Here is a 14,862-nt window from a genome sequence, read left to right on the forward strand (position 1 = left end):
TTGGGGGGGTGAATCAGGCAAGGCCCGGGGCGTCATGCCCCAAGGCCTTGATGCCTGCTGAAACGGAATACGCGCCTGGCACGGCAGTCCTAGATCGCGCCCTGCGCGCGCAAGGCTTCGATCTGCGCGGGCGACAGGCCCAGCCGCCCGCCCAGCACGCTGTCGGTGTGCTCGCCGAGCAAGGGCGGGCGCTCCAGCCGCGGATCGTCAAAACCGTCGAACTTGAACGGCACCGGCACGGCACCGAAGCGGCCGATGGACGGATGGTCGTAGCTGGCCACCATGCCGCGCGCCAGCACATGTTCGTTGTGCAGGATCTCTTCCACATCCAGGATCGGCCCGGCCGGCACGCCGCGTGCATCGCAACGGCGGCACAGTTCGTCGCGGGTCAGCCGCGCCGCGGCGGCCGACAGGCCGGCCATGACTTCTTCGCGGCGCGCCACGCGCACGGCGTTCTTCGCCAGGTCCGGGTCATCGGCCCACTGCGGCAATTCCAGCGCTTCGCACAGCGGCTTCCAGTGCTGGTCGCTGCCGGTGATCTGGACCCAGCGGCCATCGCCGCATTCGAACGCGGCGGACGGCACCCGCCCCGGGTGCTCGGTGCCCAGCCGCGGCGGCACTTCGCCCAGCGCGAAATAGCGTGCGGCGGCCAGCGACAGCAGACCCACCTGGCCATCGAGCATCGAGAAGTCGATATGGCAGCCCTGGCCCGAACGGGCCCGCCCCACCAACGCGGACAGGATGCCGATGGCAGCCCACAGGCCCGACGTCAGGTCGCTGACCGGCAGGCCCGGCTTGACCGGGCCGCCGCCGCGTTCCCCCGTCAGGCTCATGATGCCGCCCATGGCCTGGAACACGGTGTCGTAGCCCTTGCGCGGCGCATATGGCCCAGTCATGCCAAAACCGGTGCACGAGAAATAGATCAGGCCGGGGTTGTCGGGCGCGATGTGGTCGCGGTCCAGGCCGTACTTCGCCAGTGTGCCCACGGGGAAATTCTCGACCACCACGTCGCAGGTCTGCGCCAGGCGCCGGATCACCGCCTGGCCTTCGGGATGCCGAAAGTTCACCGTGACGGATTGCTTGCTGCGGTTGAAGGCCAGGTAGTAGGCCGATTCCGATCCGCCTTCGCCCTGCACTTTCGGTTCGAAGCCGCGCGTTTCGTCGCCGCCGCCGGGTTGCTCGACCTTGATCACATCGGCCCCCAGCTCGGCCAGGATCATCGACGCAAACGGGCAGGCCAGCACGCGCGACAGGTCCAGGATGGTGACCCCATCCAGCGGCCTCATCGCACCGCTCCCTGGCGAAAGCCGCGCATGATGACGTTGGCGTCGCGGCCCACGCCCAGCGCCTCGGCCAGGCCCAGGTCGGCCGTGCGGTGGAATGCACGCTTGGTCAGCCCCATGGCTGCCGGTTCCCAGCCGGCCAGGCGCTGCGCCATGGCCAACGCCTGATCCAGCACCTGCGCGGCGGGCGCGACGCGGTTGGCGATGCCCAGCGCCAGGGCCCGGGCGCCGTCGATCGGCTCAGCCATCGCCACCAGTTCAAAGGCGTGCTTGCGGCCCACCTGGCGCACCAGGTTGGCCATGACCACCGCGGCCACGATGCCGTGGCGCAACTCGGGATAGCCGAAGCGCACGTCGTCGGCCATCACCGTCAGGTCGCAAGCCAGCGCCAGGCCGGCGCCCCCGCCCAGCGCGTTGCCGTGCACCGCGCCCACCACGGGCGTGGCCATGCGCGAGAACACCAGGTGCAGGTCGGTAGTCAAGTCGGCGCGGCGCAGCACGGCATCAGGTTGCTCCAGCGTCAGGGCCGAGAATTCCGTGGTGTCGGCGCCGGCGCAGAACGACTTGCCGTTGCCCGTCAGCACCACCGCGCGCACCGCGGCGTCCTGGTCCGCCTGCCGCAGCGCGTCCAGCAGCGCCGTGGTCAGCGCCGTGTTGAGCGCGTTGTGCTTTTCCGGGCGGTTCAACCGCAGCAGCCGGACGGCGCCCAGGTCTTCGATGATCAGTTCCGACATCACGGATATCCTTTGCCAATGGCGACTTGCAAATTAATTGATTAAATCAACAATAAGGGTAAAAAAAGGCGCGCGCCCCGCGCTCAGCGCGGTTGCACGCCCCGGCCGCGGCGCGCGGGCACTTCCGCCTTGCACTCGTTCAGCATGTCCAACGCGTGGCCCGTCAGTTTGTCCAGCATGCGTTCCATGGCGTCGCGCTCGGCCTGCGTCAGCACCGACAGCATGGCCTCGTTGCGATCGACCGCCGCCGGGAACATCTCGTCGTACAGCGCCCGGCCCGCGCGCGTCAGATCCAGGCTGACACCGCGGCCATCCTGGCTGTCGGCGCTGCGCTGGATCAGGCCGCGCTCGATCAATTCGGAGACGGTGCGGCTGGCCTGGCTCTTGTCGATGTTGGCCTCGCGCGCCACGGTGTTCAGCGACATGTCCGGCGCCGCGCCGAGCAGCGCGATGATGCGCCATTCGCGCGGCCCCACGCCGTAGCGGCTTTCGTTCAGGCCCGCGGCGATGCGGCTGGACACATAGGCCAGGCGGTTCAGACGGTACGAGAACAGTTCCTTGAGCGCTTGCGGGGCGGGGCGCGCGGCGGTGGCAGGCTTGGATGCGGTTCGGGTGGCCATGGCGAGACTCGTCAAATGCAGGGGAATACTAGGCGCGCACGGGGTGCGCGTTGCTGCCCGCATGATATACAAATGCGGCGCGCGGCCATCACGCGGCCCCCGCGGCGGCGATCAGCGGATTGAACCCGCTTTGGGCCACCCGGCTGTGCAGCGCACGCCCCAGCACATCCTGGCAGTGCTGCGACACGGCGGGCAACGCCTGCAGGTCCAGCCCCGTGCGCACACCCATGGATTCGAACAGGTTGACCAGATCTTCGGTGGCGACGTTGCCGGTATGGCCGCCGCCGTAGCGCACCTTGGCCGGGTGGCCGCCGACCCCGCCGAAAGCGCAGTCGAAATACCTGACGCCCGCGTCCAGCGCGGCCACGTAATTGACCAGCCCGGTGCCGCGCGTGTCGTGAAAGTGCGCCACCGGCGTCACCTCGGGCGTCTCGCGCGCCATGCGGCCATACAGCGCCCGCACCGAGGCCGGCGTGGCCATGCCAGTGGTGTCGCCCAAGGTCACGATGCCCACGCCCAGGGCCGCGAAACGGCGCACGTCCGCCAGCACCGCGTCCGGATCGACGGCGCCTTCGAAGGGGCAGCCGAACGCCACCGAGATCGTGCCGATCAGGCGAAAGCGGCCATCGGCCAGCCGTGCCATTTCGGCAATGTTGTCCCATTGCGCGGCGCGGTCGCGCTTGAGGTTGCGCGCCGAATGCGACTCGCTGGCCGAGACCAGCAGGCTGATTTCGTTGGCGCCGATGCCGGCGTCCAGATCGGTCAGCGCGCGTTGCACCGCGCGGGCGTTGGCGCAGGTGGCCTTGTACCAGGCGCCATCCCGTCGCGGCAGCGCGGCCAGCAGTTCGGTCGCGTCGGCGAACTGCGGCACGACCTTGGGGTTGGAGTACGAGGTGGCTTCGACCCGCTCGAACCCCAGCGCGGCGAAGCGGTCGATGAGGCCCGCCTTGACGTCCGTCGCGATGAAGTCGGGTTCATGCTGCAAGCCGTCGCGCGCGAAGCATTCGCACAGCACCACGTCGCGCGCGCTCATGATTGCGGCTCCAGCCCGAACAGCGCCACCGCGTGCGCGCGCAGCTTGTTCTTCTGCACCTTGGAACTGCCCGTCATGCCGATGTGTTCGAAGCTGTCCACGATCTCGACATAGCGCGGCACCTTGAAGTTGGCGCAGCGCGCCTTGCACCAGGCGGTCAGCTCGGCCGCGGTGCAGTCCTGCCCGTCCTTGAGCAGCACGAACGCGGCGGGCACTTCGCCCAGGCGCGCGTCGGGCACGCCCACCACCTGCGCCATGCGCACCGCCGGATGGCCGTGCAGGGTTTCTTCGACCTCGGCCGGCGCGACGTTTTCACCGCCCACGCGGAACATATCCTTCAGGCGGCCCACCATGCGCAGGCGGCCCGAGGCGTCCATCTCGCCCAGGTCGCCGGTGCTGAGCCAGCCGTCCGGGCCCAGCGCGCGCGCCGTGGCCTCGGGCATGTTGTAGTAGCCCTTCATCACGCTCCAGCCGCGCGCCTGGATCTCGCCGGGTTCGCCCGCCGGCAGCGGCTGGCCGGTGCCGGGGTCGACCACCCGCACCTGCATGCCGGGATGCGGCAGCGCCCAGCCCATCGCGCGCAGTTCGAACGGGTCATCGAACGAAGACAGCGTGATGTTCGGTGACGCCTCGGACTGGCCATAGGCATTGCAGATACCCGGCACGCCCATGACGTCGCGGATCTTCTGCATGACCTGCGGCCCCGCCGCCGCCCAGCCGCCGCGCAGGTGGATGCGGCTGCGGTCGAAGTCCGGATGGCCCATCAACATCAGGAAGATGGTGTCGTTGCCGGACGTCAGCGTGCAGCGTTCTTCATCCAGCATGCGCAGCGCGTCGGCCACGTCGAACTTGGGCAGCGTGAGCAGGCAGCAGCCGGTCATCAGGCTGACCAGGATCGACAGCGTGGTGCCGGCCACATGGAAGTACGGCCGGATGCTGAAGTAGCGGTCGTCGGGCCGCACGCCGATGCGCTGCGCCGCGGCCCAGGCGTTGGTCAGCATGTTGGCGTGCGTCAGCATCACGCCCTTGGGGAATGAGGTCGTGCCGGAGGTGTACTGGATCAGCAGTACGTCGTCGGGGGTGACTTCACGCTGGCGGGCGGCGAATTCGGCGTCGTCGGGGGGAGAGACGGGATGGCCTGCCCCGGGATGGCCCGCCCCAATGAACACCTCCCAGGGTTGGGCGCCGGGAGGGCAGCGCTCGCCCAGCACCACCACGCGCCGCAGCCGTGGCAGCCGCGTCCCGGGTAGCGTGCTGTTCAGCGCCGGCTCGACCTGCGTCAGCAAATCCAGGAAATCGATGCCCAGAAAGGTGTCCGCGGTCAGCAGCAGCGTGACGTCGGCCTGCTTCAGGCAGAACTCCAATTCGTCGGTCTTGAAGCGCGTGTTGACCGGCACGGTCACGGCGCCAAGCATGGCGCAGGCGTAGAAGATCTGCACCCACGTGCCGCCGTTGCCCAGCAGCACGCCCACATGATCGCCGCGGCGCACGCCGGCCGCCAACAAGGCGCGCGCGATGCGTTGCGCGCCGTCATGCAGCTCGGCCCAGGTCAGGCGTTCGCCCGGCGCCACGAAGGCTTCTGCCGTCGCGCGCTCGGCCACCTGGCGCGCCAGCGCCTGCGATAGCGTCATCGGGGCGATCATGCTTGGTCTCCCGCGCCGCCAAAGCCGGCGATGGCCTGCTTCCAGTCGGTCCCGCGCAGGTTTTCCTCGATGGCCAGCAATTCGATCGCCATCGCACCTTCGCGCGTGGTCGCCAGGCCCTGGTCGATGCTGCGCTTGGTCAGCCGTACGGTCAACGGCGCGGCGCGGGCGATGGCGGCGGCCATGCTGGCGGCTTCGCGGGCCAGCGCATCGGGTGCGTAGACATGATTGACCAGGCCGATCTCGCGCGCCTCGGCCGCATCGAAACGGCGGCCGGTGAACAGCAGTTCCTTCGCCAGGCGCGCGCCGGCAATGCGCGGCAGCCGCTGCGTGGCGCCCACCGTGCCCCAACCCACTTCGGGATAGCAGAACACCGCCTCGGACGAGGCCAGCACGAAGTCACACGCGCCGGCGATCTCGCAGCCCGAGCCGAACGCCGCGCCCTGCACCACGGCGATCACCGGCTGCGGCATGCGCTCGATGGCGCCATACGCGGCAAAGCCCTGCACGCGCCGCGCCGTCATCTCGGCGTTCGACATGGTCTTGCGCTCTTTCAGGTCTGCGCCCGCGCAAAAGGCGGAGCCCGCCGCGTTGATCAGCACCACGTGCGCGGTCGGCTCGGCCGCCAGCCACTGCATGGCCTGCACCAATTCGGCGCACATGAGGGAATTGAGCGCATTGCGGCTGTCGGGCCGGTTCAGCGTCACCGTGGCGACACGGTCCTGCACGTCCAGCAAGATCGTGTGGAAAGTCGGGGTCATGCCTCACTCCTGGATGTTCTAGGTATGGGGCCGAACGCTGGGCATCGCCTGCCGCGTGGTCCGGCCATGGCATTCAATATAGGGCATATAGTTGATTAAATCCACTACTTTTGACACACACTATCCGATACCCCTTTCGCCCAGGGTCTGCACTGTTACCATTCCCGGACTGTCCCAGGGATATCACCCATGAAAGCCGCTCCCTTCATCACCCGAGTCGTTCTTCGCAACTACCGAAGCATCGGTCAGTGCGACGTCGCACTAGGCCCGCTGACTTATCTGGTCGGACCCAATGGCGCCGGCAAAAGCAATTTCGTCGACGCACTGCATCTGGTGACCGATGCGTTGAGCAGCTCGCTTGATCAAGCCCTGAGCCGGCGCGGCGGCCTCTCGGAAGTTCGCAGGCGGTCCAGCGGACACCCCACTCATTTTGGAATCCGCCTGGAATTCCGAATCGGAGATCAACACGGCCACTACGCTTTCAATGTGGGCGCGTTGAAGAATCGTGGGTTCGAGGTCCAAGCCGAAGAATGCAGCCTGGGCGGCGTCGGCAAGGGCCCGTTCTACCGCATCGAGCGCGGTGAAGTCGTGCAAAGCAGCGAAACGACATTGCCGGCTTTCACGAAAGATCGCCTGGCGTTGGTGGCACTGTCCGGATTGAGCGATTTCAGACCCATTTACGACGCACTCACCAGCATGGGCTTCTACAATTTGAATCCCAAAATGATGCGTGATTTGCAGAAGCCGCAAGAAGGCCGTCTGCTCAAGCCCGAGGGCGAGAACATCGCAAGCGTCATCGGACACCTGGAAAAAGTGAATCCTGGCGCCATCGAAACCATCTCCGAATACCTTCAGACCGTCGTGCCCACCGTCCATGAAGTGACCAGGGTGCAAGTCGGTCCGATGGAAACCTTGGAATTCCGTCAAGACGTGCCAGGCGCCAAAGATCCTTGGCGTTTCTCGGCCCACAACATGTCAGACGGCACACTTCGCGCGTTGGGCGTTCTAACTGCCCTGTTTCAAACCAACCAGGATTTCGCGCCGACCTTGATCGGCATCGAAGAGCCGGAAACCGCCCTGCACCCCGCGGCCAGCGCGGCGCTCCGGGAGGCGCTCGAACGCGCCACGCAGAATACGCAGGTCATCGTTACCAGCCATAGTCCCGATCTGCTGGATGACGTCTCCATCCGAGACGATCAAATCCTGGCCATTGTGTCCGACGAAGGCGAAACCAAACTTGCCCCGATCGATATGGCATCCCGCGAAGCCATACGCCAGCATCTGTTTTCAGCCGGAGAACTTCTCAAGCTCGGTCAATTGGCCCCTGATCCTGCCGCCCTGAGTGACCAAGCCGCCCACCAAGCCCAGCTGTTTGACGGCGGCAATCCATGACCCGTGTGGCGTGCATCGTCGAAGGCCACGGTGAAGTCGTCTCGCTACCCATCCTGCTGCGAAGGATCGGAAACTGGCGCACCCCGGACGCCTACATCGAGGTATGCCCACCCATCCGAGTCCATCGCGACAGATTTTTGCGCCGTGAAGAAGAATTCCAGCGGCACCTGCTATTCGCCGCGGCCAAATGTGGCGACGATGGCTGGGTCATGGTCTTGCTGGACGCCGATGACGATTGCCCCGCCGAACTGGGTGCCAGCGTCCTCGCCCGTGCCCGTGCGGTTCTACCTCATCGCCCCGTGTCCGTCATACTGGCAAATCGAGAATACGAGGCGTGGTTCATCGGCGCAGCCGCTTCACTGAATGGGGAACGTTCATTGAAGATCACAGCCGCCGATCTGCACATTGACGCGGAAGCGCCGAGAAATGCCAAAGGATGGCTGCGGGAACGAATGGGCAATCAGGTCTATGGCGAGACGACAGATCAGCCTGCGTTTTCCGCCAAGATGAATTTGCCGCAAGCCTTGGAGCGATGCCGATCCTTCCGCAAGCTGTGCGACGAATGGGACAGGCAGATGGCTCGCGCCCAGACGTAAGCTCTGATGCCGAATGATAGAATGCGCCTCTCAGCATTTCAGGCATAAAGAATAAATTCTTTATTTTCAATGCCTTGCCAGTCTCGCCGTAGTTAAATGGATATAACCGGCCCCTCCTAAGGGTCAATTGGTGGTTCGATTCCACCCGGCGAGGCCACCCTTCCCCCGGCCTTGACTGCGCCCCCCGCAGCCCCGCCCCTGGCGTTATCCCGCCCCCTGCATCGCCAACCCCAAGAAAATTCAGCCCTTTCAGCAAGATGAGGGTTAATCCGGGCTACGCTCACGCGCCGCGCGACGGTAGCTTCTCGGGACGCCGTTGGTGACAAATTGATCATCCGTCAATATGTCCCCGGTATTTTTTTAGGCGATGATAGCGAATCGTCTTGCGCGCAACTTGAAATTGCTGTTTAAATTCGACGCGTAAGCCTCTAATTCATCTGGACTTTTCCTGACGCACCGCAAGCCCGGACCGGGAAATAATTCTTCACAGACTGACAAGCCTGCTCAAACCATGGCATTTAACTGGAAACGTGCGATTGCGAACGCGATAGCGCCGGCGGCGCTGGCGATGTGCGCGCTCCTGCCCTCCGCCGCGTTCGCCGCGAAAAACACCGACCCTTGCAAGACCAACGCCAAATCGGCGGCCTGCAAGGCGCAACAAGCCAAGAAGACTCCCGCCGCCAAAGCTGGCGCCGGCAAGCAAAGCGCAGGCAAAGCCGCGCCCAAGGCTGCCGCAGGCAAGCAGGCCGCACCGAAGTCCGCCGCCGCCAAGGGCACGCCGAAGGCGGCCGCTGGCAAGCAGGCCTCGGCCAAGGGCACCCCCAAGCCGGCCGCCGGCAAGAAGGCCCCGCCCAAGGGCGGCAAGCAAGCCGTCGCGGCGCAGACCCCGGCCAAGAAGGGCGCCGCCGGCAAGAACGGCAAACCCAACAAGCCCGCCCGCGGCCAGCGCACGGCCGCTGCCGCATCGGCCGCCATGCCGCCGCCCGCCGTGTCGGTGCGCGCCGAAGCCGCCGCGCTGCGTTCCAGCACCGCCTACGTGCAAGACCTGGCCACGTCCACCGTGATCTTCGCCAAGAACGAAAACGTGGTGCGCCCCATCGCTTCCATTTCCAAGCTGATGACGGCCGTGGTGGTGGTGGACGCCAACCAGCCCATGGACGAAATGCTCGAGATCACCGACGAAGACGTCGATGGCCTGAAGCACACCACCTCGCGCCTGCGCGTGGGCACCAAGCTGTCGCGCGGCGACATGCTGCACCTGGCGCTGATGTCCTCTGAAAACCGCGCCGCCAATGCGCTGGGCCGTCACTACCCTGGCGGCCTGCCCGCCTTCGTGACCGCCATGAACGCCAAGGCGCAGTCGCTGGGCATGACCAGCACGCACTTCATCGAGCCCACCGGCCTGTCCAGCAACAACGTGTCGTCGCCGCACGATCTGGCCCGCCTGCTGCGCGCCGCCTCGCAACGCCCGCTGATCCACCGCTACTCCACCGATACCGAGTACGACGTCGAGATCAACAACCGCACGCAGACGTTCCGCAACACCAACCTGCTGGTGCGCAAGCCCGACTGGGACATCAAGGTCTCCAAGACCGGCTACATCAACGAAGCCGGCGAATGCCTGGTGATGCTGGCCCGCATCAACGGCCGCGACCTGGCGATCGTGCTGCTGGATTCGCAGGGCAAGCTCTCGCGTATCGGCGACGCGGTGCGCATCCGCCGCATCGTGCAAAGCGAAGTGGCCATGGCCTCGGCCCAGCCAGGCGGTTGATGCCTGCGGCAAACGCCCACGAAAAAGCCCGATCCTGGATCGGGCTTTTTTTCGCCTGCGCCGCCCTGCCCTGACGGCACGCTTGCCGCTGCGCCGGGGCGTAGGGCCTGCCTGCCGTGACAAGGCCGGCTAGGCGGCCACCGGCCGTTTCTGGCGCAGGGGCTGCGGGTCGTACAGCGACGTCGGCAGGCCTTCGAGCACGGCTTGCGCATTAAGCGACCGTATCGGCACGCCCGTGTCGGCAGGAATGCGGCCTTCGGCCTGCAGCAATTGATAGCGCAGGCAGCAGACACGCAGGAACGAGGTGAAGTTGGCCGCCTCGCCGCGGTACTCGATCAGCTCGTCGTACAGGCGTTCGATCAGTTGCGTGACCCGCATGCCGTCGCGCGCCGCGATTTCTTCCAGCACCTGCCAGAACAGTTGTTCGAGCCGCAGGCTGGTGGCCACGCCATGCAGGCGCAGGGAACGGGTTTCGGGCGCGTAGGACTGTTCGCTCGCGCGGATGAAGATTTCACACATGAGAGCTCCTGGTGCGGGGACGGGGCTGCGGTCCACTGTACGACGACAGGCGCGGGCGCGGCAAGTTGCGGCGTTTTGCCGGAAATCCAGGCGGCATTCTGAAACGACACGTTTCGACCGGCCCCGCATCCGGACACGATTGATATAAATCAAGGTCTCGGACGCGTGCCCATCCGAGCATGGTGAAACTGATCTGACTTCGGAGGTAGTGATGGACAAAACGATGAAGGCCGCAGTTGCACGAGCATTCGGCAAACCCCTGGAAATCGAAGAAGTCGCGGTGCCGCGCCCCCGGGCCGGCGAACTCCTGGTAAAGATTGAAGCCTGCGGCGTGTGCCATACGGACCTGCACGCAGTAGAGGGCGATTGGCCCGTCAAACCCAACCCGCCGTTCATTCCCGGCCACGAAGGCGTGGGCCACGTGGTGGCCGTGGGCGAAGGCGTGACCCATGTGAAGGAAGGCGATCGCGTCGGCATTCCCTGGCTGTATTCCGCCTGCGGCCATTGCGAACACTGCCTGGGCGGCTGGGAAACCTTGTGTGAACAACAGCAGAATGCGGGCTACTCCGTCAACGGCGGCTTTGCCGAGTACGCGCTGGCGGCGGCCGACTATGTGGGGCTGCTGCCCAAGAACGTCGGCTTTGTCGACATTGCCCCGGTGCTGTGCGCCGGCGTCACCGTCTACAAGGGCCTGAAGATGACGGATACCCGCCCCGGCAACTGGGTGGTCATTTCCGGCATCGGCGGCCTGGGCCATATGGCGGTGCAATATGCGCGCGCGATGGGGCTGAACGTGGCGGCGGTGGACATCGACGACGACAAACTCGCCTTTGCCAAGCGGCTGGGCGCCGAGGTCACCGTCAACGCCAAGACCACCGATCCGGCGGCGTACCTGAAGAAGGAAATCGGCGGCGCTCACGGCGCGCTGATCACGGCAGTATCGCCCAAGGCCTTCGAGCAGGCGCTGGGCATGGTGCGGCGCGGCGGCACGGTGGCGTTGAACGGCTTGCCGCCCGGCGACTTCCCGCTGTCGATCTTCGACATGGTGCTCAATGGCGTGACGGTGCGCGGTTCGATCGTGGGTTCGCGCCTGGATCTGCAGGAATCGCTGCAATTTGCCGAGGAAGGCAAGGTGCACGCCACCGTGGCCACCGAGAAGCTGGAGAACATCAACAGCGTGTTCGACCGCATGCGCCGCGGCCAGATCGAAGGCCGCATCGTGCTGGACTTCGCGTAGCAAAAAAAGCGCCTGCCTCGCGGCAGGCGCTTGTTCTTGGGCGACACGCTCAGTGCGTGATCTTCGTGCCCAGCACGGCCAGGAACTGCGACAGCCACGCCGGATGCGCGGGCCAGGCGGGCGCCGTGACCAGGTGACCATCGGTATAGGCCTGATCGATGCCGATCTCGGCATACGTGCCGCCGGCCAGGCGCACCTCAGGCGCGCACGCCGGGTAGGCCGAGCAGGTGCGGCCCTTCAGGATGCCGGCGGCGGCCAGCAGCTGGGCGCCGTGGCACACGGCGGCGATGGGCTTCTTGGCCTGGTCGAAGGCGCGCACGATGTCCAGCACCTTTTCGTTCAGGCGCAGGTATTCCGGGGCGCGGCCGCCGGGGATCACCAGGCCGTCGTAGGAGCCGGCTTCGACGCGATCGAAGTCGTAGTTCAGCGCGAAATTATGGCCGCGCTTTTCGCTGTAGGTCTGCGCGCCTTCGAAGTCATGGATGGCGGTGGCGATGCTTTCGCCGGACTTCTTGCCCGGGCAGACCGCGTGCACCGTGTGCCCCACGGCCAGCAGCGTCTGGAACGGCACCATGGTTTCGTAGTCTTCGGCGTAGTCGCCGACCAGCATCAATAGTCTCTTGCTCATGCTTGTCTCCTGGGATGGGGGCTGGGCCGGTTCAGGCGCCCAAGGCTGGGCGGCCGGTTCTTGATGTTCTTTGGCCATTGTGCCCCCGGCGCCCCGCGCAAGGGTGGTAACGGGATACCACGCGCGGACCGAACCGGCGCGCTGCCGGCCGGCCGACGCAGAACCCGCGCCCTATTCCAGCGCCACCGTCACCGGCTTGGCGCCCAGCAGGCTGACCAGCACGTTCGGGTCGATACCCACCAGGTAGCCGCGGCGCCCGCCGTTGATGTAGACGACCGGGTACTGCAGCACGTCGGCCTCGACCCACACCGGCATCTTCTTGCGCGTGCCGAAGGGGGACGTGCCGCCCACCTGGTAGCCCGAGTGGCGCTGCGCGACCTCGGGTTTGCAGGGCTCGACCTTTTTCAGGCCGGCCTGGCGCGCCAGGTTCTTGGTGGAGACCTCGCGGTCGCCGTGCATGACCACGATCAGGGGCTTGGCCGCTTCGTCTTCCATCACCAGCGTCTTGACCACCGCATGCGGGTCCAGCCCCAGCTGGCGCGCGGCCTCGCCGGCGCCGCCATGATCGACGTAGTCGTAGGTGTGCTCGGTGTAGGCCACCTTGTGCTGCTTGAGGAACTGGGTGGCGGGCGTTTCGGAAACGTGGCGGGCTTTACTCATGGAGATTGCGATTGAAATAGGACGATAAGGCGACGACCCGGCGTCAGCCCCGTGGATGATGCGCGGCGTGGAGCGCCTTCAGGCGCTCGCGCGCCACGTGGGTGTAGATCTGCGTGGTGGAAATATCCGCGTGGCCCAGCAGCATCTGCACCACGCGCAGATCGGCGCCGTGGTTCAGCAGATGCGTGGCAAAGGCGTGGCGCAGCACGTGCGGCGACAACGGCGCATTCACGCCGGCCAGCAGCGCGTATTTCTTCACCAGCTGCCAGAACGCCTGACGCGACATGGCTTCGGCGCGGCCGGTGATGAACAGCGCATCGCTGACGCGGCCGGCGGCCAGTTCGGGGCGCGCGGTCTTCAGGTATTGGTCGATCCAGTGCGCGGCCTCGGCGCCCAGCGGCACCAGGCGGTCCTTGCCGCCCTTGCCCAGCACCACGCGCACCACGCCTTCGTTCAGGCTGACATCCAGCGCCCGCACGCCCACCAGTTCGGACACGCGCAGGCCGGTGGCGTACAGCGTTTCGAGCATGGCGCGATCACGCAGGCCGCGCGGCTGGCCCAGGTCGGGCGCGCGCAGCAAGGCATCCACCTGCTGCTCGGACAACGTCTTGGGCAGGCGCGGCGGCTGCTTGGCAGCCACCAACGTCAGGCAGGGATCGCCCGGTGCGCGGTGCTCGCGCAGCGCCCACGCATAGAAGCGCCGCAGGGCGGCCAGGCGCCGGTTGGCGGTGGTGGCGCGGGTTTCCTCGTGGCGAAAGGCGAACCAGGCTTCGATGTCGCCCTTGTCCGCCTCGGCCAGGGGTTTGGCGGGGCCGGCCGGCAAGGCATGGGAGGACGCCGCGTCGCCGTAGCGATCGGCCATCTCGCGGGCATAGGCCTCGGGGTCTTCCAGCCAGCGTGCGAAACCCGTCAGGTCGCGGCGGTAGGCGGCCAGGGTATTGGCGGACAGGCCGTCTTCGAGCCAGACGGCGTCGATGAAAGCGTCGATGTCGGGCTGGGAAGCTAGCGAGGGGCGGGGTTCTGGCATGGCAAGGACTGAAGAAATTGGCCCCATTCTACGGCGGCGTCAGCGGCCGGCCACCGCGGCGGCGGCCGACTTGAGCCAGGCTTCGAACAGCTTGAGCGCGTCGGATCGTTCGCTGCGCAGCGGATAACCGAAGTAATAGCCCTGGCTGACCGTCAAGGCCTGCGGCACCGGCATGGCCAGCGTGCCCTGGTCCAGCGCCGGCTGCGCCAGGAAGCGCGGCATCAAGCCCACGCCCAGGCCGGCCTGCACCGCGGCCATCACCATGGTGAACAACTCGTAGCGCGGGCCGCCGGCGGCCTGGGGGCCATACAGGTAGTTGTGGGCGCCATACCACTGGCGCCAGGCGTCGGGGCGCGAACTCAGGTGCAGGTGGGTCATGCCGGCCAGCGCGCTGGCGCCGGCCTCGGTGACCCGGGCCGCCAGCGCCGGGGCGCACACCGGCACCAGTTCGCGCTCGGGAAACAGCAGCACGCCCTGGGTACCTGGCCACAGCGTATCGCCGTGGTACAGCGCACCGTCGAACGGCTGGTCCTTGAACTGGAAGGGCAAGGTGCGCACCGACAGGCTGACGGTGATGTCCGGCTGTTCGCGCTGGAAGTCGGCCAGCCGCGGAATCAGCCAGGTGGTCGCCAGCGTAGGCACCACGGCAATGTGGATGCTGCGGCCCATGCCGGTGCGGCTGACCAGGCCGAAGGTGTCTTTCTCGATCTGGTCCAGGTGGTGGCGGATGCGGCCGGCGTATTCCGCGCCATGGTCGGTCAGCACGATGCGCCGCCGCACGCGGGTGAACAGTTGCACCCCCAGGCGGGATTCCAGGCTGGCGACCTGGCGGTGGATGGCGCTGTGGGTCAGGGACAGTTCTTCGGCCGCCCGCGAAAAGCTGCCCAGACGGGCCGATGCCTCGAAGGCCTGCAACGCGCTCAGGTTGGGAATGCCGTTTCTCATGGAGCGGGAACCG

Annotated in this window: 15 protein-coding genes and 1 tRNA gene; 5 read left to right on the forward strand and 11 right to left on the reverse strand. The window is 66.5% G+C overall.

Annotated features, from left to right (window positions below):
* Positions 1-89: 89 nt before the first annotated feature.
* The 6 genes from HV798_RS16675 to HV798_RS16700 all read right to left on the reverse strand — a co-directional run bounded on the left by HV798_RS16675 (position 90) and on the right by HV798_RS16700 (position 6,074).
* The gene (locus HV798_RS16675) at positions 90-1,286 is read right to left on the reverse strand and encodes a CaiB/BaiF CoA transferase family protein (protein WP_175195503.1); all 1,197 of its coding nucleotides are present in this window, start codon (positions 1,284-1,286) and stop codon (positions 90-92) included.
* Positions 1,283-2,017: an enoyl-CoA hydratase/isomerase family protein gene (locus HV798_RS16680; protein WP_175195501.1), complete on the reverse strand. Its 735-nt coding sequence runs from the start codon at positions 2,015-2,017 to the stop codon at positions 1,283-1,285. The genes HV798_RS16675 and HV798_RS16680 overlap by 4 nt, the downstream gene beginning before the upstream one ends.
* Positions 2,018-2,100: 83 nt before the next feature.
* Positions 2,101-2,637: a MarR family winged helix-turn-helix transcriptional regulator gene (locus tag HV798_RS16685; RefSeq protein WP_025137437.1), complete on the reverse strand. Its 537-nt coding sequence runs from the start codon at positions 2,635-2,637 to the stop codon at positions 2,101-2,103.
* A gap of 88 nt (positions 2,638-2,725) precedes the next feature.
* A complete protein-coding gene (locus HV798_RS16690) occupies positions 2,726-3,670 on the reverse strand; it encodes a hydroxymethylglutaryl-CoA lyase (RefSeq protein WP_175195499.1) in 945 nt (314 codons plus the stop codon).
* On the reverse strand, positions 3,667-5,313 hold the full coding sequence (locus HV798_RS16695) for an AMP-binding protein (RefSeq protein ID WP_175195497.1): 1,647 nt from the start codon (positions 5,311-5,313) through the stop codon (positions 3,667-3,669). Before HV798_RS16695 ends, HV798_RS16690 begins: the two co-directional genes overlap by 4 nt.
* Positions 5,310-6,074, reverse strand: coding sequence for an enoyl-CoA hydratase/isomerase family protein (locus tag HV798_RS16700; RefSeq protein WP_175195495.1), 765 nt, complete (start codon positions 6,072-6,074; stop codon positions 5,310-5,312). The genes HV798_RS16695 and HV798_RS16700 overlap by 4 nt, the downstream gene beginning before the upstream one ends.
* A 189-nt stretch (positions 6,075-6,263) precedes the next feature.
* Between HV798_RS16700 and HV798_RS16705 the strand changes: the two genes are divergently transcribed.
* The 4 genes from HV798_RS16705 (at position 6,264) to pbpG (ending at position 9,833) form a co-directional block, all read left to right on the forward strand.
* Entirely contained in the window at positions 6,264-7,466 is a 1,203-nt protein-coding gene (locus HV798_RS16705; RefSeq protein WP_175195494.1) for an AAA family ATPase, read from the forward strand.
* Positions 7,463-8,062 carry a DUF4276 family protein gene (locus HV798_RS16710; protein ID WP_175195493.1) on the forward strand — a complete coding sequence of 200 codons (600 nt, stop codon included), beginning with the start codon at positions 7,463-7,465 and terminating at the stop codon, positions 8,060-8,062. Before HV798_RS16705 ends, HV798_RS16710 begins: the two co-directional genes overlap by 4 nt.
* An 82-nt stretch (positions 8,063-8,144) precedes the next feature.
* Positions 8,145-8,219: transfer RNA gene (locus tag HV798_RS16715), tRNA-Arg, on the forward strand.
* Positions 8,220-8,573: 354 nt separating this feature from the next.
* Positions 8,574-9,833: a D-alanyl-D-alanine endopeptidase gene (gene pbpG, locus HV798_RS31710; RefSeq protein ID WP_246288878.1), complete on the forward strand. Its 1,260-nt coding sequence runs from the start codon at positions 8,574-8,576 to the stop codon at positions 9,831-9,833.
* A gap of 129 nt (positions 9,834-9,962) precedes the next feature.
* Here the strand turns inward: pbpG and HV798_RS16725 are convergent, their stop codons facing one another.
* Entirely contained in the window at positions 9,963-10,352 is a 390-nt protein-coding gene (locus HV798_RS16725) for a ribbon-helix-helix domain-containing protein (protein WP_025137432.1), read from the reverse strand.
* 211 nt (positions 10,353-10,563) lie between these two features.
* Between HV798_RS16725 and adhP the strand changes: the two genes are divergently transcribed.
* Positions 10,564-11,589, forward strand: coding sequence for an alcohol dehydrogenase AdhP (adhP, locus tag HV798_RS16730; protein ID WP_025137431.1), 1,026 nt, complete (start codon positions 10,564-10,566; stop codon positions 11,587-11,589).
* A gap of 49 nt (positions 11,590-11,638) precedes the next feature.
* Here the strand turns inward: adhP and HV798_RS16735 are convergent, their stop codons facing one another.
* From HV798_RS16735 to HV798_RS16750, 4 genes are all read right to left on the reverse strand, one after another.
* Complete coding sequence (locus HV798_RS16735) at positions 11,639-12,217, reverse strand: DJ-1/PfpI family protein (protein WP_025137430.1); 579 nt, start codon at positions 12,215-12,217, stop codon at positions 11,639-11,641.
* Between the two features lie 171 nt (positions 12,218-12,388).
* Positions 12,389-12,877, reverse strand: coding sequence for a Cys-tRNA(Pro) deacylase (gene ybaK, locus HV798_RS16740; RefSeq protein ID WP_175195489.1), 489 nt, complete (start codon positions 12,875-12,877; stop codon positions 12,389-12,391).
* 43 nt (positions 12,878-12,920) lie between these two features.
* Complete coding sequence (gene xerD, locus HV798_RS16745; protein ID WP_175195485.1) at positions 12,921-13,904, reverse strand: site-specific tyrosine recombinase XerD; 984 nt, start codon at positions 13,902-13,904, stop codon at positions 12,921-12,923.
* 39 nt (positions 13,905-13,943) lie between these two features.
* A complete protein-coding gene (locus HV798_RS16750; RefSeq protein ID WP_175195483.1) occupies positions 13,944-14,849 on the reverse strand; it encodes a LysR substrate-binding domain-containing protein in 906 nt (301 codons plus the stop codon).
* Positions 14,850-14,862: the final 13 nt, after the last annotated feature.

The sequence above is a fragment of the Achromobacter deleyi genome (assembly GCF_902859705.1).
GTDB lineage: Bacteria > Pseudomonadota > Gammaproteobacteria > Burkholderiales > Burkholderiaceae_B > Achromobacter > Achromobacter deleyi.